Origin of the sequence: Mycobacterium sp. SVM_VP21 (genome assembly GCA_024758765.1) — a bacterium.
In the GTDB taxonomy this organism is placed as follows: Bacteria; Actinomycetota; Actinomycetes; order Mycobacteriales; family Mycobacteriaceae; genus Mycobacterium; species Mycobacterium heraklionense_C.
The window spans coordinates 1744263-1762651 of sequence record CP101406.1 but is presented as its reverse complement, the minus strand read 5'-3'; the positions used below and the strand labels follow the sequence as shown (position 1 = coordinate 1762651).

The 18389-nt window shown below is 65.9% G+C and carries 14 protein-coding genes; 6 read left to right on the top strand and 8 right to left on the bottom strand.

Annotation, left to right across the window (positions count from 1 at the left end):
- Positions 1-6: 6 nt before the first annotated feature.
- Positions 7-738 carry a YggS family pyridoxal phosphate-dependent enzyme gene (locus tag NM962_08370; protein UVO14050.1) on the top strand — a complete coding sequence of 244 codons (732 nt, stop codon included), beginning with the start codon at positions 7-9 and terminating at the stop codon, positions 736-738.
- Positions 739-755: 17 nt separating this feature from the next.
- On the opposite strand, the gene NM962_08365 is transcribed toward NM962_08370, so the two are convergent.
- Positions 756-2225, bottom strand: coding sequence for an NAD(P)/FAD-dependent oxidoreductase (locus NM962_08365; GenBank protein UVO14049.1), 1470 nt, complete (start codon positions 2223-2225; stop codon positions 756-758).
- Between the two features lie 76 nt (positions 2226-2301).
- On the opposite strand from NM962_08365, the gene NM962_08360 reads away from it, so the two are divergent.
- Positions 2302-2937: a TetR/AcrR family transcriptional regulator gene (locus NM962_08360; GenBank protein UVO14048.1), complete on the top strand. Its 636-nt coding sequence runs from the start codon at positions 2302-2304 to the stop codon at positions 2935-2937.
- A gap of 22 nt (positions 2938-2959) precedes the next feature.
- Here NM962_08360 and NM962_08355 read toward each other — a convergent pair whose 3' ends face one another.
- Complete coding sequence (locus NM962_08355; protein ID UVO14619.1) at positions 2960-3382, bottom strand: hypothetical protein; 423 nt, start codon at positions 3380-3382, stop codon at positions 2960-2962.
- Positions 3383-3573: 191 nt separating this feature from the next.
- On the opposite strand from NM962_08355, the gene NM962_08350 reads away from it, so the two are divergent.
- Positions 3574-4434 (top strand): LLM class F420-dependent oxidoreductase, encoded by an 861-nt coding sequence (locus NM962_08350; GenBank protein UVO14047.1) that lies wholly within the window; start codon positions 3574-3576, stop codon positions 4432-4434.
- Positions 4435-4853: 419 nt separating this feature from the next.
- Here NM962_08350 and NM962_08345 read toward each other — a convergent pair whose 3' ends face one another.
- Entirely contained in the window at positions 4854-6305 is a 1452-nt protein-coding gene (locus tag NM962_08345) for a glutamate synthase subunit beta (protein ID UVO14046.1), read from the bottom strand.
- Positions 6298-10902, bottom strand: coding sequence for a glutamate synthase large subunit (gene gltB, locus NM962_08340; GenBank protein UVO14618.1), 4605 nt, complete (start codon positions 10900-10902; stop codon positions 6298-6300). Before gltB ends, NM962_08345 begins: the two co-directional genes overlap by 8 nt.
- A 273-nt stretch (positions 10903-11175) precedes the next feature.
- Between gltB and glnA the strand changes: the two genes are divergently transcribed.
- Complete coding sequence (glnA, locus tag NM962_08335) at positions 11176-12600, top strand: type I glutamate--ammonia ligase (protein UVO14045.1); 1425 nt, start codon at positions 11176-11178, stop codon at positions 12598-12600.
- A gap of 120 nt (positions 12601-12720) precedes the next feature.
- Positions 12721-13758 carry a MinD/ParA family protein gene (locus NM962_08330; protein UVO14044.1) on the top strand — a complete coding sequence of 346 codons (1038 nt, stop codon included), beginning with the start codon at positions 12721-12723 and terminating at the stop codon, positions 13756-13758.
- On the opposite strand, the gene NM962_08325 is transcribed toward NM962_08330, so the two are convergent.
- Positions 13746-14201 (bottom strand): MaoC family dehydratase, encoded by a 456-nt coding sequence (locus NM962_08325; protein UVO14043.1) that lies wholly within the window; start codon positions 14199-14201, stop codon positions 13746-13748. The two genes, NM962_08330 and NM962_08325, sit on opposite strands and share 13 nt — an antisense overlap.
- Positions 14202-14219: 18 nt before the next feature.
- A complete protein-coding gene (locus NM962_08320; GenBank protein UVO14042.1) occupies positions 14220-15443 on the bottom strand; it encodes a CoA transferase in 1224 nt (407 codons plus the stop codon).
- 201 nt (positions 15444-15644) lie between these two features.
- Between NM962_08320 and NM962_08315 the strand changes: the two genes are divergently transcribed.
- On the top strand, positions 15645-16637 hold the full coding sequence (locus NM962_08315) for an esterase family protein (protein ID UVO14041.1): 993 nt from the start codon (positions 15645-15647) through the stop codon (positions 16635-16637).
- Positions 16638-16735: 98 nt separating this feature from the next.
- Here NM962_08315 and NM962_08310 read toward each other — a convergent pair whose 3' ends face one another.
- Positions 16736-17413, bottom strand: a complete 678-nt coding sequence (locus NM962_08310; protein ID UVO14040.1) for a YoaK family protein — start codon at positions 17411-17413, stop codon at positions 16736-16738.
- Between the two features lie 15 nt (positions 17414-17428).
- The gene (locus tag NM962_08305; GenBank protein ID UVO14617.1) at positions 17429-18340 is read right to left on the bottom strand and encodes a S1C family serine protease; all 912 of its coding nucleotides are present in this window, start codon (positions 18338-18340) and stop codon (positions 17429-17431) included.
- Positions 18341-18389: the final 49 nt, after the last annotated feature.

The following is an 18389-nucleotide window of genomic DNA, read 5'->3' as shown; positions in this document are numbered from 1 at the left end:
ACACCGATGGACGCCACCTTGCGGGCGCGTTGGGAACAGCTCCGCGCACGCGTCGATGACGCGTGCCGCGCTGCGGGGCGATCGCCCGAGGACGTCGAAGTGCTGCCGGTGAGCAAGACCTTCGGTCCCGAGCTGATCCGAGAAGCCGTCGATCTGGGCATGCACCGGTTCGGCGAGAACAAGGCCCAAGAGATCAAGGACAAGGCGGCGGCCCTGGCCACCGAGGAGTCCGACGCAGGGATCGACTGGGTGATGATCGGGCACCTGCAGACCAACAAGGCCGGCGTGGTGGCGCGGTTGGCCGCCGAGGTGCAGTCTCTGGACCGACCCAAATTGGCGGTAGCGCTGGACCGCCACCTGCGCGCCGAGAACCGCGTCATCGACGTGCTGGTGCAGGTCAAAACCTCCGACGAGCCCAGCAAGTACGGTCTGGATCCCGATCAGCTGCTGCCGTTCCTCGACGAGCTGGCTGGCTACTCCACTATGCGGGTGCGCGGCCTGATGACGCTGGCCATCAACGCCGACGACCCCGACACTGTCCGCGGTTGTTTCCGCCGGCTGCGCCGGCTACGTGACGCCGCCGCCGGACATGGCCATGACGTGCCGCGGCTGTCGATGGGGATGAGCGGCGACTTCGCACTGGCGATCGCCGAGGGCGCTACCGAGGTACGGATCGGGACCGCGCTGTTCGGGTCCCGACCCTACCCCGACTCCTACTACTGGCCGGAGCGCGCTTAAGGAAGGGCGGCGGCCCGCTAGACGCTCACCGGCGCCCGGTGCTTGCTGAACTTCAGTGACTTCTCGTCCACCTTGCCGTGCCGGATCAGCCGCAGGTCCAGCAGATAGTTCTGCTTGAGCCGCCACGGGGCTTCCGACCCCGAGCGCGGCAGGTCGTCCATCGCCCGGCGGAAGTAGCCGGGGCTGAAGTCCATGAACGGCTCTTCCTTCACCGCGGCACCGGGGTGCTGCGGCTCGACCCGGTCGAAGCCGTTGTCGTCCATGTAGTTGAGCACCCGGCAGACGAATTCCGAGACCAGGTCGGCCTTGAGCGTCCACGACGCGTTGGTGTAGCCGAAGGTCACCGCGGCGTTGGGCACACCGGAGAACATCAAGCCCTTGTAGGTCATCGCCTTCGGCAGATCGATCGGCTCACCGTTGCGCAGCAGCGACGCCCCGCCCAGCAGCTGCATGTTCAGACCGGTTGCGGTGATGATGATGTCGGCGTCGAGTTCCTGGCCGGAGTTCAGCCGAATCCCGGTCTTGGTGAAGGTATCGATCGTGTCGGTGACGACGTCGGCCTTGCCGCTGCGGATGGTCTTGAACAGGTCGCCGTTGGGCGCCAAGCACAACCGCTCGTCCCACGGGTTGTACCGCGGCCCGAAGTGCTTCTGCACGTCGAAGCCTTCCGGCAGCCGGTGCTTGGCCATCGTCATCAGCGTCTTGCGCATGTACTTCGGGAACTTCCGCGCCAGCTGGTACTGCAGGGTGCTGAAGCCGATCGCCTTCCAGCGGTTGGCGAAGTGCGCCGCTTTGGTCGGCAGGAACCGGTTTGCCTGCACCGCGAACGGGTCGACCAGAGGCAGCGCACCGATGTAGGTCGGCGACCGCTGCAGCATGGTCACATGTCCGGCACCGGAGTTGGCCAGCGCGGGAATCAAGGTCACCGCGGTAGCGCCGCTGCCGATCACCACGATCTTCTTGCCGGCGTAGTCCAGGTCCTCCGGCCAGTGCTGCGGGTGCACGATGGTCCCGGCGAAGTCCTCGGCGCCGGGGAACTCCGGCGCGTAGCCCTCGGCGTAGTTGTAGTAGCCGCTGCACGCAAACACGAACGACGCGGTGATCTGCTCTTCCTTACCGTTGTTGTCGACGGTGACCGTCCACTGATTGTCGGCGTCGGACCAGTCAGCAGAAACGACCCGGTGCTGGTAGCGGATGTGCTTATCGATGCCGTTCTCGACGGCGGCCTCATTGATGTAGTTCCAGATGTCGGCGCCTTCGGCGATCGAGTGCGCCGACCGCCACGGCTTGAACCGGAAGCCCAGGGTGAACATGTCGGAGTCCGAGCGGATGCCGGGGTACTTGAACAGGTCCCAGGTGCCGCCGAGGTTGTCCCGGCTTTCCAGGATGGCGTAGCTCTTGTTCGGGCAGCGGTTCTGCAAATGCCAGGCCGCGCTGATACCGGAGATGCCGGCGCCGACGATCACAACATCGAGATGTTCAGTCATGGCGCCAGGTTATCAACGGTGTGTTGATTGAGTCAACACCCTGTTGATTCAGTCAACGTCGTGTAAAGTATCCGCCATGACCAGCCCAAATGCGACCCGTCACGGACGCCGAGGAACGCGGCCATCCGGCGACGATCGGGAGCTGGCCATCCTGGCCACCGCCGAACGACTGCTTGAGCAACGCCCCCTGGCCGAGATCTCGGTCGACGACCTGGCCAAGGGCGCCGGGATCTCGCGGCCCACGTTCTACTTCTATTTCAAGTCCAAAGACTCGGTGCTGCTCTCACTGTTGGAGCCGATGATCGCGGCGGCCGACTCGGAGTTCGTCGGAGCGGTGCAACGACTGCCCACCGACCCGCGCCGGATCTGGCGCAGCGGTATCAAGGCGTTCTTCATCGCTTTCAGCTCGCACCGCGCGATCGCCCGGGCCGGAACCGAGGCACTAGCCACCAGCCCGGAGTTCAAGGCGATGTGGAATGGCTTCATGCAGAGGTGGATCGAGCAGACCGCTGCGATGATCACAGCGGAACGCGAGCGCGGCGCCGCGCCGACGACCATCGACGCCCTGGATCTGGCGACATCACTGAATCAGATGAACGAGCGCACCATGATGGCGGCACTGGTGGCCGAGCAGCCGTCGGTGCCTCACGAGAAGGTGGTCGACACGTTGACCCACGTCTGGGTCAGCAGCATCTACGGCCAGGCGTCCTGACGCTGGCCACAATCGGACGCTGTCAGAACTCGCCGACGCCGAACCCGGCCAGCAGCACCGCAAAGCCGCCGACCTCGCCGATGATCAGCAGCACCATGCCGGCGTGCAGACGCCAACCGAGCCGCTCGAATTGGTTGGTGGTGTCGCGCAACGCGCCGTGCAGCATGTAGCTGCCGATCGCGACGACGAAGAAGAACACGATGACCATCGCCGCGACCATGTTCACCCAGGTCGGCCAGGCGCTGAGTTCCACGAACACCGCGACCAGCATGGTCGCGAAGGAGTACATCAGCGCCGCTCGGTGTGCAATGTCAACGTAGACGTGTGCCTGGCGATTCTCCGAGGTGGCGATCTGTTGGTACTTCCACACACCCAACAGCAGCGCGAGCAGAAAGATCAGGCCGGCCGACAACAAAGTCACCTTGGTGTCGATGTCCAGATTCATGACCACCGGGTGAGCCTACTTCCCGCCACCTGAGGTTGCGGCTCCGCCGCTGAGCTCGACGGCACCGCGGGGTTCATAACGGCGACCCGCTGCGGCCGGCTCCGCCGACCTTGCGATCGCCGCGGGGTCCATAACGGCGACCCGCTGCCGCCGGCTCCGCCGACCTTGCGATCGCCGCTAGGCTCGGCGGGATGCGCTTCGCGTTCAAGACTTCACCGCAGAACACCACCTGGGCCGACATGCTGGCTGTCTGGCGAGCCGCGGACGATATCGACGTCTACGAGTCCGGCTGGACCTTCGACCACTTCTACCCGATCTTCTCCGATCCCACCGGGCCGTGTCTGGAGGGCTGGACCACCCTAACGGCGTTGGCCCAGGCGACCACCCGGTTGCGAGTGGGGACGCTGGTGACCGGCATCCACTACCGCCACCCCGCCGTGCTGGCCAACATGGCCGCCGCGCTCGACATCATCTCCGGCGGACGGTTGGAGCTGGGGATCGGCGCGGGTTGGAATGAAGAGGAGTCGGGCGCCTACGGGATCGAGTTGGGCAGCATCACCGAGCGCTTCGACCGCTTCGAGGAGGCCTGCCAGGTCCTCATCGGTCTGTTGAGCGCGGACACCACCACCTTCTCTGGCACCTACTATCAACTCACCGAAGCCCGCAACGAGCCCAAAGGGCCGCAGCGTCCACATCCCCCGATCTGCATCGGCGGCAACGGTGAGAAGCGCACGCTGAAGATCACGGCGAAATACGCCCAGCACTGGAACTTCGTCGGGGGCACTCCTGCCGAGTTCGCCCGCAAGCGCGACGTGCTGGCCGCGCATTGCGCCGATATCGGGCGCGCCCCGGAGCAGATCACCTTGTCGGCGCACCTACGGTTGCAGCCGGATCTCGATTACGGGCAGCTGATCGAGGATGCCGCAGCGCTCGGCGCCGAGGGCCTGGATCTGGCGATCGTCTACCTGCCGACGCCCCACGACCCGGCCGTTCTGGAGCCGTTGGCCGAAGCGATCCGTGACTCCGGACTGCTGGCGCAGATTACGAACTGATAACGGTCAGCAAACTCTTCTCGGGGGACCGCGGCCACCGGCTCGATCCGACCTATGTCGCGAAGCGCAAAAGTTCGTCGGCGGTGATCAAGCGCTCGTGCTTGGCGGGGAACTCTCGGCTTCGGCGCGGATGTCGCAGCAGTGACCAGGCCATACGGCCCATCCGGTATCGGTATATCGGGTTGATGTACACGGCGCTGACCCCCGCCCCGGCTCGGACCAGATTGGAATAATGCGGACCATGTTAACACGTTGTTAACGCGGATCACATAGCTGTCCATTAGACACCGAGCGCATGGCAAACAAAACCCGACGCGCCGAACCTTGGGGCAGAAGTTGTCTAAGTGATGCGTGTAGCTGCAGTGGCGATTTGGTCGGCGGCCAGCCGGCGAGCCCGGACGATCGGCCGTGGCAGCGGCTCAGCGAAGCGGCGCCGCTGTTGCGGTGATCGGCGAGGGCAATGCGGTGCGACCCATCAGGTACCGGTCCACGCTCGCCGCGGCACCGCGCCCTTCGGCGATTGCCCACACGATGAGGGATTGACCGCGGCCCATGTCGCCGGCGACATAGACACCCGGCACTGCGGTGGCGTAGTCCGGATCGCGGGCCACGCTGCCGCGTTCGGTGAACTCCACGCCTAGATCGGCCAGCAGTGGCGAACGTTCGGGCCCGACGAATCCCATTGCGAGCAGCACCAGGTCGGCTTCGAGTTCGAAGTCGGTACCGTCGACCTTCTCGAAGCTGCCGTTGCGGCGGCGTACTTCGTGGGCCCGCAACCCGGTCACCCGGCCGTCCCGGCCGGTGAATGCCTCGGTGTTGACCGAGAACACCCGATCACCGCCCTCTTCGTGCGCGGACGTGGTTCGCATGATCAACGGGTAGGTCGGCCACGGGGTGGACGGATCACGGATCTCCGGCGGACGCGGCATGATCTCGAACTGGTGCACGCACGTCCCGCCCTGGCGGTGCACCGTGCCCAGGCAGTCGGCACCGGTGTCACCGCCGCCGATGATGACGACTTTCTTGCCGTGCGCGGTGATCGGCGGCTCAGCGAGGTCACCGGCCTGCACCCGGTTCGCCCACGGCAGGTACTCCATTGCCTGATGGATGCCGTCGAGCTCCCGGCCCGGGATCGGCAGGTCTCGCCAGGCGGTGGCGCCACCGGCCAGCACCACAGCGTCGAAGTCTTCGCGCAGCTGCTCGACGGTCAGATCCACCCCGACATTCACGCCCGTCTTGAACGTCGTCCCCTCGCCGACCATCTGCTCCAGCCGCCGGTCCAGAATTCGCTTTTCCATCTTGAATTCCGGTATGCCGTAACGCAGCAGCCCGCCGATGCGGTCATCGCGCTCGAAGACCGTCACCGAGTGCCCGCCCCGGGTGAGTTGCTGGGCGGCGGCCAGTCCGGCCGGCCCCGAGCCAACCACTGCGACCGACTTCCCGGTGCGGACCGACGGCGGGATCGGTTGCGCCCAGCCCTCGGCGAAGCCGCGTTCGACGATCTCGTACTCGACCTGCTTGATGGTCACCGGCGGCTGGTTGATGCCCAGCACACAGGCCGGTTCGCAGGGCGCAGGGCAGAGCCGGCCGGTGAAGTCCGGGAAGTTGTTCGTGGCGTGCAGCCTGTCGAACGCCTCACGCCAGCGCCCGGTACGTACCAAGTCGTTCCATTCCGGGATGAGGTTGCCCAGCGGACAGCCGTGGTGGCAGAACGGGATACCGCAGTCCATGCAGCGTCCCGCCTGCTGGCGCAGGGTGTCTTCGGCGAAATCCTGATACACCTCGTGCCAGTCGCTCACCCGCTCCGAGACCGGGCGGCGCAACGGCAGGATGCGCTGGGTGTTGGTGATGAATCCTCGCGGGTCAGCCATGAGCCGCCGCCATAATTGCCTCCTCAGGATCTATGCCACTGGCTTTTGCCTCGGCGACCGCGGCGAGCACCCGCCGGTAGTCGCGCGGCATCACTTTGACGAAGTCCCTTCCGCGGTCGGCCCAATCAGCCAGGATCGCGCGAGCGGGCAGCGAGTCGGTGGCGGCGGCGTGTGCCGCCAGCACGTCACGCAGCCAGGCCACATCGTCGGCGTCGAAATCGTCGAATGTGTCGAGGTCCACCATTTCGGTGTTGAGCCGGTCACCCAACTGCCGGTCCGGGTCGTAGACGTAAGCCACTCCCCCGGACATGCCGGCGGCGAAGTTGCGCCCGGTGGGTCCCAGCACCACCACTTTGCCCCCGGTCATGTACTCACAACCGTGGTCGCCGACTCCCTCGACCACTGCTACCGCACCGGAATTGCGGACCGCGAACCGTTCTCCGACCACCCCGCGCAGGAACACCTCGCCGGACGTGGCGCCGAACAGGATCACGTTGCCGCCGATGATGTTTTCCTCGGCGACGTAGCCGTCAGGCGCGTCCAGTGGGGGGCGGACCACGATCCGGCCACCGGACAGCCCCTTGGCGACGTAGTCGTTGGCGTCGCCGAAGACCCGCAGGTTGATCCCCGGCGGCAGAAATGCTCCGAAGCTGTTGCCGGCCGACCCGGTGAAGGTGATGTCGATGGTTCCGTCCGGCAACCCTTGGGCACCATAGGCTTTGGTGACCTCGTAGCCAAGCATGGTGCCGACAGTCCGGTTCACGTTGGATATCGCACTGGTGAACTTGACCGGGGTACCCGCATCGAGCGCCTCGCGGCTCATGACAATCAGCTGCTGGTCCAAGGCCTTGTCTAGACCGTGATCCTGACCGGAGGTGCAGTACAGATCCTGGTTCATGAACGCTGACTCCGGTTCATGCAGGACCGGCGTGAGGTCGAGCTTGTGGGCCTTCCAGTGGGCGCGGGCCAGCGTGGTGTCCAGCGCATTCACCTGCCCGACTGCCTCGTTGATGGTGCGGAATCCCAAGGCCGCAAGGTACTCTCGCACCTCTTCTGCGATGAACCAGAAGAAGTTCTCGACGAACTCCGGTTGTCCGCTGAACCGTTCACGCAACTCCGGGTTCTGAGTTGCCACGCCCACCGGGCAGGTGTCCAGGTGACAGACCCTCATCATGATGCAGCCCGACACCACCAACGGCGCGGTGGCGAAACCAAATTCCTCGGCCCCCAGCAGCGCCGCCATCACCACGTCGCGCCCGGTCTTGAGCTGGCCGTCCACCTGCACCACAACCCGGTCCCGAAGTCCGTTGAGCAGCAAGGTCTGCTGAGTTTCGGCCAGCCCGAGTTCCCACGGCGCTCCGGCGTGCTTGAGTGAGGTCAACGGCGCCGCCCCGGTGCCCCCGTCATGGCCGGAGATCAACACCACGTCGGCGTGTGCTTTGGACACTCCCGCCGCCACCGTTCCGACACCGTTCTCGGCGACCAGCTTCACATGGATGCGAGCCTCCGGGTTGGCGTTCTTCAGGTCGTGGATCAGCTGCTTGAGGTCCTCGATGGAGTAGATGTCGTGGTGCGGCGGCGGCGAGATCAGCCCGACACCCGGGGTGGCATGCCGAACCTCGGCGATCCACGGGTACACCTTGTTGCCCGGCAGCTGACCACCCTCTCCGGGCTTGGCCCCCTGCGCGATCTTGATCTGGAGGTCGGTGCAGTTGACCAGGTATTCGCTCGTCACGCCGAAACGCGCCGAGGCGACCTGCTTGATCGCGCTCCGCCGCCAGGAGCCGTCGGCGTCGGGCAGGAAGCGGCCGGCATGCTCGCCGCCCTCACCGCAGTTGGAGCGGCCGCCGATCCGGTTCATCGCGATCGCCAGGGTTTCGTGCGCCTCGGCGGAGATCGAACCGTAACTCATCGCCCCGGTCGCGAACCGTTTGACGATCTCGGTGGCCGGTTCCACCTCGTCAAGAGGAACCGGTGGCCGCTCCCCGGCCTTGAATCGCAACAACCCGCGCAGCGTGGCCAGGCGTTCACTCTGGTCGTCGACCAGCTTCGTGTACTCCTTGAAGACTGCGTACTGGCCTGTTCGGGTGGAGTGCTGCAGTTTGAACACCGTCTCCGGGTTGAACAGGTGGTATTCGCCCTCGCGGCGCCACTGGTACTCCCCGCCCACCGGCAGTTCGCGGTGCGCCCGCTCTTCTGGGCGGTCCAGGTAGGCCAGCGCGTGGCGGGCGGCGACATCAGCGGCGATGTCGTCGAGGGTGATCCCACCGATCGGGCAGTACAGGCCGGTGAAGTACTCGTCGAGAACGTCTTGCGAGATACCTATCGGCTGGAACAGCTGCGCCCCGGTGTAGGACGCCCGCGTCGAGATCCCCATTTTGGACATGACTTTCAGCACGCCCTTGCCGGCGGCCTTGGCATAGTTGGCCAACGCCTTGTCGCGATCGAGGCCTTCGATCAGGCCCCGGTCGAGCATGTCCTCGACGGATTCGAACGCCAGGTACGGGTTGACCGCGGCGGCGCCGAACCCGATCAGCGCCGCCATGTGGTGCACTTCGCGGGCGTCGCCGGACTCCACCACCAGGCCCACCTTGGTGCGGGTCCGCTCGGCGACCAAGTGGTGATGCACCGCCGCGGTGGCCAGCAGCGACGGAATGGGAGCCATCGTCTCGTCGGACTCCCGGTCGGAGATCACCAGGAAGCTGGCGCCCTCGGCGATCGCCTCCGAGGCCCGAGCGCACACCTGCTTGAGCGCCGCGCGCAACCCGGCACCGCCTGCCGCAGGCGGATACAGGCAGCTGATGACGGCCGTGGACAGGCCGTGCGGGCCGCGGGCACCGATCCGCTGGTCCGGGCTCAACTTCAGCAGCTTCGCGAGCTCGGAGTTGCTCAGGATCGGCTGGGGCAGCACGATCTGCCGCCAGGTGGGTTCGTCAGTATTGAGCAGGTTACCTTCGGGTCCGAGCGCACCTTGCAGGCTGGTGATCACCTCTTCGCGGATGGCGTCTAACGGCGGGTTGGTGACCTGGGCGAACAACTGCTGAAAGTAGTCGAACAGCAGCCGGGGTCGCGCCGAGAGCACCGCCACCGGGGTGTCGGTGCCCATGGATCCGATCGGCTCAGCGCCGGAGCGCGCCATGGGCGCGAGCACCAGGTTGAGTTCCTCGTAGGTGTAGCCGAACATATGCTGCCGCAACAGAACCCGGTGACGCTCCATCCGGGGAGCATCGCCGGGGGGCAGCTCGCCGATTCCGATCAGGCACTCATCGATCCACTGCTGGTACGGTCGTTCGCCGGCCAGCGTCGACTTGATCTCACGATCGGAGATGATCCGCCCGGCGGCGGTGTCCACCAGGAACATCTTGCCCGGTTGCAGCCGCTGTCGATGCACCACCGTGGCGGGGTCCAAGTCGAGAACACCAGCCTCGGACGCCATCACCACCAGCCCGTCTTCGGTGACCCAAATACGCGACGGCCGCAGGCCGTTGCGGTCCAGCACCGCACCCACCACGGTGCCGTCGGTGAAGGTCATCGAGGCCGGGCCATCCCAGGGCTCCATCAGCGAGTCGTGGTACTCATAAAAAGCTCGGGTAGGCCCATCCATGCTTTCGTGCCGTTCCCAGGCCTCCGGGATCATCATCAGCACCGCGTGCGGCAGGCTGCGGCCGCCTAGATGCAGCAGTTCGAGCACCTCGTCGAACCGGGCGGTGTCGGAGGCGCCCGGCGTGCAGATCGGGAACAGCTTATCCGCGCTGCGTTGGCCGCCTTCAGAGCCGAAAACGTCGGTGCGGATCAGCGCCTCCCGGGCGCGCATCCAGTTCTCGTTGCCGGTAACCGTGTTGATCTCGCCGTTGTGTGCGATACGACGGAACGGGTGGGCCAGCGGCCACGACGGAAAAGTGTTGGTGGAGAACCGAGAATGCACGAGGCCCAGTGCGCTCTGCAACCGCTCGTCGGCCAGGTCGGGATAGAACGCCTTGAGCTGCGGCGTGGTCAACATTCCCTTGTACACCATGGTCCGGCTGGAAAGGCTTGGGAAATAGACGGATTCCCGACCCGGTCCATCCTGGCCGGGCCCCTTGCTACCCAGCTCATGTTCGGCGCGCTTGCGCACCACATAGGCCCGGCGCTCCAACGCCATGCCGGAGGCCCCGCCGATGAACAGCTGCCGAAAAGTCGGCATCGCATCTCGAGCCAGCGCGCCCAACGACGAGTCGTCGGTCGGCACTTCGCGCCAGCCGAGCACCTGGAGGCCCTCGGCCTCGACGATTTTCTCCATGCCGACACAGGCTGCCGCCGACTCTTTGGCCGACTGCGGCAGAAATGCGATCCCGGTGGCGTAGCTGCCCTCGGGCGGAAGATCGAAATCGGTTATGGCACGCAGGAATAGGTCCGGAATCTGAATCAGGATCCCAGCGCCGTCACCGCTGTTGGGTTCGGCTCCGGCAGCGCCGCGGTGCTCAAGGTTGAGCAGCGCCGTGATCGACTTGTCGACGATGTCGCGACTGCGCCGGCCATGGATATCGACCACCATGGCCACCCCACACGCGTCATGTTCGAACGCGGGGTTGTAGAGCCCCACCCGACGGGGTGCCATCGCCACCTGAGTCACCTGACCCTTCGCACGTTCTCGCCCGTTGCCCGATATGGACAAGCGGTCTAGGGGGTTGGTCCGTGCGACGTTGAACGGCGTTCCTGCCTGAAAAATCTCACAGGCAACGCCACGATATACCCCGACCTAGCAAACGTGCTAGTTCGCTGGACAGCGGGCTTGCGGTGAGGTTTGCGTTACGCCAACGCAATAACTGGATGATGTCCAGGAAATGTGCGCTGCCTATCGTTTAGCTGTCTGCACGCGAAGGAGACCAATATGGCCGCCGACATTTTCAAGCTCGTCGCCGACGAGTCGGTTGAGTACGTCGACATTCGATTCTGCGACCTGCCGGGGGTTATGCAGCATTTCTCGATCCCGGCCGCCGCGCTCGATGAAAGCGTATTCGAGGATGGGCTTGCCTTCGACGGTTCATCGATCCGCGGCTTCCAGTCCATCCACGAGTCAGACATGCTGCTGCTGCCCGACCCGGAAACCGCCCGCATCGATCCATTCCGAGCCGCAAAGACGCTGAACCTCAACTTTTTCGTCCACGACCCGTTCACCCGCGAGCCCTATTCGCGCGACCCGCGCAACATCGCACGCAAGGCCGAGAGCTACCTCACCAGCACCGGCATTGCCGACACCGCTTACTTCGGCGCCGAGGCCGAGTTCTATATCTTCGATTCCGTGAGCTTCGACTCACAGATCAACGGCTCTTTCCACAAAGTGGATTCGGTCGCCGGCTGGTGGAACACCGGCCGGACAACCGAAGCCGACGGCAGCCCCAACCTCGGATACAAAGTTCGCCCCAAGGGAGGCTATTTCCCGGTCGCGCCGGCCGATCAATACGTCGATCTGCGCGATGCAATGGCGACCAACCTCGCAGGCGCTGGTTTCACTGTCGAACGCGGCCACCACGAGGTCGGCACCGGCGGGCAAACGGAGATCAACTACAAGTTCAACACGCTGCTGCACGCCGCCGACGATTTGATGTTGTTCAAATACATCATCAAGAACACCGCCTGGGCGCACGGCAAGACGGTGACGTTCATGCCCAAGCCGCTTTTCGGAGACAACGGTTCAGGTATGCACGTACACCAGTCGGTATGGCAGGACGGTGAGCCGCTGTTCTACGACGAGATCGGCTATGCCGGACTGTCCGACACCGCCCGGCACTACATCGGCGGCATCCTGCACCACGCGCCGTCACTGCTGGCGTTCACCAACCCCACCATCAACTCCTACAAGCGGCTGGTGCCGGGTTACGAGGCGCCGATCAACCTGGTCTACAGCCAGCGCAACCGTTCGGCCTGCGTGCGTATCCCGATCACCGGCACCAACCCGAAGGCCAAGCGGCTGGAGTTCCGCTGCCCGGACTCTTCCGGCAATCCCTACCTGGCGTTCTCGGCCATGTTGATGGCCGGCATCGACGGCATCAAGAACAAGATCGAACCGGCCGCGCCGGTCGACAAGGACCTCTACGACCTGCCGGCCGACGAGGCGGCGGCGATCTCGCAGGCCCCCACCTCGCTGGCCGAGGTGATGGACAACCTCGAGGCCGACCACGAATACCTCACCGAAGGTGGGGTATTCACCCCGGACGTGATCGCGACCTGGATCAACTACAAGCGGGACAACGAGATCACCCCCGTCAACCTGCGTCCGCATCCCTACGAGTTCGCCCTCTATTACGACTGCTGACCGGTGAGCCGGCCCGACTCGCGCTTCTCGGGCTGGCTGACGGTAGATGGGCGCCTCCGCGACTAGGCTGCGGTTATTGGGCCACCTGGCCGTACCGCCGCCGTATGCCTCGAGGAGCCGATGAACGCAGACGACGACTTTCTGCGGCAGCGAATGCCGCCGCAGCAGCAACAGCCGGGGCACTGGGCGCCGCCGCCACCGCAGCGACCACCGCAACCCCTGCCGCCGGCCCCCATGCCGCGGCCCCAGCCGGCCCGTGGCTGGCGCCGCCTGGTCCTGTCCGCGACGCTGGGGTTGGTCAACCTGGGCCCGTCGCCGGCCGAGCGGGAAGAAATGGCCTACCAGGTGGCCATCCGATCCCTGCCCAATGGCAGCTACAAAGTCGGCGTACTCGGTAAGGGCGGGGTCGGCAAGACGACTGTGGCGGCCAGCGTCGGGTCGGTGTTCGCCGCACTGCGGCGGGCCGACCATGTGGTGGCCGTGGACGCTGACACTGCGTTCGGCCGGCTCGGCAGCCGCATCGACCCGCGCGCCACCAGCTCCTATTGGGATCTGGCCGCCGATCAGAGCGTGCAATCGTTCGCCGACATCAGCAGCCGGGTCGGCGCCAACGCGGCGGGGCTCTACGTCCTGGTGGGCGAGCCGGCCGCGGGAAGTCGCCGGATCCTTGACGCGGCGTTGTACCGGGAGGCCGCGCTGCGCCTGGACCGGCACTTCACCATCTCGATCATCGACTGTGGTTCGACGATGGACTCGCCAGTGACCCAGGAGGCGCTGCGTGACCTGGACGCGCTAATCGTGGTGTCTTCGCCGTGGGCGGACGGTGCCGGCGCGGCCGCCAAGACCATGGAATGGCTGGCCGGCCGCGGCCAAGGCGGGTTGCTGCAGCGCACCGTGGTGGTGCTCAACGACTCCGACGGCCATGCCGACCGGCGCACCCGCTCCGCATTGACGACGCAGTTCCTGCAGCACGGCCAGGCGGTGGTTGAGGTGCCCTTCGACCCGCACCTGCGCCCGGGCGGGGTAATCGACGTGATGACCGAGATGGCACCGGCGACCCGTCGCCGATTTCTGCAGATCGCGGCGATCGTTGCGCATTACTTCGCGTCCCGCCCCCGGGGCCGGGACGCGAAGCAAGGCCGTCCTCAGAGCACGTAGCGCACGACGCTCTCGGCGACGCAGGCCGGCTTGGCATGGGCGTCGATAGACACCGTGGTGGAGTAGGTCACCTGGTGGGCGCCACCGCCCACATCGGCGACCTCGACCAGGGACGTCTCGGCCCGGATCTTGGAGCCGACCGGTACCGGCGCCGGAAAGCGCACTTTGTTCAGCCCGTAGTTGATCGCCAACTTCACTCCGTCGAGGCGGCTGATCTGCGCCATCAGCTGCGGCAGCATGGCCAGGGTCAGGTATCCGTGGGCGATCGTGGTCCCGAAGGGCCCGGTGGCCGCACGCTCGGGGTCGACGTGAATCCACTGGTGGTCACCCGTCGCGTCGGCGAACAGGTTGACGGCGTCCTGGGTGATCGTCACCCAGTCGCTATGCCCGATCACCTGGCCCTGGCATGCGGCAAGTTCATCAATCGATGCGAAAGTACGCACTTGGTCGGAGCTCCTTTGCTAATCCGTTGCCACCGCGCCGCTTTGGCGCAGCCGGTCGATTTCGTGAGTGTTCATACCCAGCCGGGTAGCCAACACCTGCTCGGTGTCGGCGCCCAGCGCAGGTGCGGCGACGGCGGGCGGGTGGGCGCCATCGATCGACGCCGGCAGACCGGCCGCCAAGTACTCCCCCACCCGGGGCTGATGCAGCGTCGCGAACATCGGGTTGTCGCGTAGGCGCTCGTCGGCGGCCACCTCGGCAAAGCTGCGGTAGCGGTCCCACAGCAGCGACGTTCCCGCCAGGGCGGCTTCGATCTGCGCCGCCGGCCGCTCGGCAAACCACCCGCTGAACAGTCCGGTCAGCAGGTCGCGGTGACGATAGCGCTGGCCCTCGTCGCCGAAGTCGATGCCGCGCGCTTCAGCCAGCGCCGCAAGGACTTTCGTCGAACCGGTCAGCTCGGCCAAGTCCCGGAAGTGCCGATCGGTCAGCGTGACGACCATGAAATTCGCACCGTCGCCGCTGGCGAAGCTCTGCCCGTACTGCCCGTAGACCGCATTGCCGATGCGTTCCCGGCGGTCGCCGTTCACCATGGCCTCGGTGAGGAAGCCCAGGGTGCTGGCGGTGCCCAGTGCGACGTCCTCCAGCGCCAGCCGGATCCGGCAGCCCTCCCCGGTGTGGTCACGGCGATGCAGCGCGGCGGAGACCGCCAGCGCGGCGTGTAGCCCGCAGGCGATATCCCAGGCCGGCAGCACATGGTTGATCGGGGCGGCGTGGTCGCTGGGCCCGGTCACCAGCGGAAAGCCGACACCGGCGTTGATCGTGTAGTCCACCGCGGTGGAGCCGTCAGCGCGTCCGAGCACCTCGAGGTGGATCAGGTCCGGACGCTCCGCCGCCAAAGTGTCGTAGGAAAGCCATTGGCGGCCAGCCATATTGGTCAGCAATACGCCACTGTCGGCGATCAGTTGCTGCACCACACGCTGCCCCTCGGGCGCGCGCAGATCGGCGACCACGGAGCGTTTACCCTTGTTAAGGCCTGTCCAGTAGATCGAGGTGCCGTCGTCGGTGACGGGCCAGCGCCGGTAGTCGGCCGCACCGCCGACCGGGTCAATGCGCACCACGTCGCAGCCCAGTTGTGCCAGCGTCATTCCGGCGAGCGGGACGGCGACGAAGCTGGCGATCTCGATGACGCGTACCCCGGCCAACGGAGCCCCAGCGGTCCCCAAGTCCCGAGCACTGGCCTGCATGACCTGCCCTTCGTCGATGATTACCTCGACTATATGCCTACCAAAACACCCACCCGGTGAGGTGACGAGTCCGCGCTGAATCTCAATCGTTGCCGAACCGCGATATGAAAACCCGTGGCGGCGAACAGGACACGGCACCGCGCCGTGTTTGACTCCGTTCAGAAGGGCTAGACCGCACGACATTGGGATGGGACAAGAGCTATGAAGAGCGTTGAGAAGTTGCGTAACGCGGCCAGTCGGCTACCGCGCCGGTTGATGGTCGCGGCGGTGGGGGCCGCGCTGCTGAGCGGCCTCGTCGGGGCTGTCGGTGGTGCGGGTAACGCGTCAGCGTTCTCCCGCCCTGGCCTGCCGGTGGAATACCTGCAGGTGCCGTCGGCGGCGATGGGTCGTGAGATCAAGGTGCAGTTCCAGCCCGGCGGCACCCACGCCGTCTACCTGCTGGACGGCCTACGCGCCCAGGACGACTTCAACGGCTGGGACATCAACACCCCGGCGTTCGAGGAGTACTACCAGTCCGGGTTGTCGGTGATCATGCCGGTAGGCGGGCAGTCCAGCTTCTACTCGGACTGGTACCAGCCGGCCTGCGGCAAGTCCGGCTGCCAGACCTACAAGTGGGAGACCTTCCTGACCCGGGAGCTGCCGTCCTGGCTGCAGGCCAACAAGAGCGTGTCACCGTTCGGCAACGCTGTCGTCGGCCTCTCGATGGCGGGCAGCTCGTCGCTGACACTGGCGGCCTACTACCCGCAGCAGTTCCCCTACGCGGCAGCGCTTTCCGGCTTCCTGAACCCGTCCGAAGGTTGGTGGCCGACCTTGATCGGGATGGCCATGAGTGACGCCGGCGGCTACAACGCCTCCAACATGTGGGGTCCGTCGTCCGACCCGGCGTGGAAGCGCAACGACCCGATGGTGCAGATCCCTCGGCTGGTGGCCAATCGCACCCGGATCTGGATCTACTGCGGCAACGGCACGCCCAGCGAGCTCGGCGGCGACAACCTGCCCGCCAAGTTCCTGGAGGGCATGACACTGAGCACCAACAAGACGTTCCAGCAGAACTACACCGCAGCCGGCGGCAACAACGGGGTCTTCAACTTCCCGGCCGACGGAACCCATGACTGGCCGTACTGGAACCAGCAGCTGGTCGCGATGAAGGCCGACATCCAGCGCAGCCTGGGCGTGGGCGTCGACCCGACCTGATCGACGGTCGACACACCGCCAGACCCGAGACCGACGTTTTGCAGACAACGCCCGAGAACGGGCCTGCCAAACGTCGGTCTCGGCGTATCAGAGCCCGATCAGCGCCACAACCCTCGGCGGTCGACATAGCGATGGCTGTACCAGGTGGCCATCAGGCAGATGGCGGTGGCGGTAGCCAGCATCCAGGTACCACCGACGAACAGGCTGATCACGCCACCAACAGCTGCCCCCGAGATGTACCCGGTCAGCAGCATGAAATTGAAGAACCAGTCGTGAATGGATCCGCCGCTGATGTGGCGCTCGATGCCCTGGCCCAGCTTCACCACGGTGCCGGTCACGTAGCTCAGGGGAATCGACACTTCGCCGTCTCGGACGAAAGTGGTGTTCAGCGCGCCCACCCCGAACGCGACGAGCAGAATCGGCAGCAGGGGCACCGGCAGCGCGGGCCCGCCCTCGATCCAGTCGGTCACGGTCGCGGCCAGCAGCGACACCGCGGTCAACCGCAACGCGCCGTGTGGCCGGCTGCGCCACATGTGGCGATGGCACAGCGAGGCGATCACCACACCGGAGATGAAGGACACCAGCAGGGCTGCCGCGGAAATCGACATCCACTGGCTGTCGGTGAACAAGCCCAGCGCTGCACGGCCGGCGTTGCCGGTCATGAAGGTGACGAAATACCCCTCGGAGTGGGTGTACGCCGTGGCGGCCAGGACCCCGGCCAGCCCAGCAAGAACCCAGGACAGTCTTGCTTCACTGCCATAGCGTTTATCTAGCACGCGCGCCCAAGTGCGTCAGCCGACCGGACCCGGAACCAGGGTCACGGTTGCGCTGTGTTCGCCGCCGCCCGGGTTGCGCCACGTCAGCGTGACGGTGTCGCCCGGGTGGCGCTGGTCAAGTACGTCGGTCAGGTCGGTTGCCGAGTTCACCGGCCGGCCATTGACCGAGGTGATGATGTCGTCGCGGGCGATACCGGTGGCCGCGGCCGGGGTGCCGTCGAGCACCTGGGCGACCCGCGCACCGCCGTTGTTGTCGATCACACCGACACCCATAAATGCCGTCTCACCGATGTGCACGGTGTTCGACGAGATGCCGGCCCGGATCTGGCCGGCGATGGCCATCGCCTGGTCGATCGGGATCGCGTAGCCCTCGCCGCCGGGCTGGGCGAACTTGTAGTTGTCCGAGGCCGCGGTGTTCATCCCGATCACCTGACCGGCGGCGTTCACCATCGGACCGCCCGAGTCGCCGGGTCGGATCGCGGTGTCGGCCTTGATCATGTTGGTCAGCGTCTCGGTGCTGCCGGTCAGCTCGTCGGCTGCGGAGACGGTCTGGTTCAGACCGATGACACGCCCCGGTGCAGCGCTCGGCTCGCCGCCGTGGCCACCGGCATTGCCCATCGCCACCACCGGGTCACCGACGGCAACCCGTGCGGAGCTGCCGATGTTGGCCGCCGGCAGGCCGTCGGCACCCCGCAACTGCAGCACCGCGACATCGTGGCTGCGGTCGAATCCGAGCACGTCGACATCGTAGGTTTGGCCGTTGGCGACCGAGACCGCCGTGAGCCCGGTAGCGCCGGCGATGACGTGGTTGTTGGTCAGCACCACACCGCTCGGGTCCAAGACGATGCCGGTTCCGGCACCGACCGCGCTCTGGTAGTTCATCTGGGCGTCGATGTTGACCACCGCGGGGCCGACCTGCGCCACCATCGCCGCCGGGTCGAGCGGAGGCGCGGGCAGAGTGGGCGACGCCTGGGCC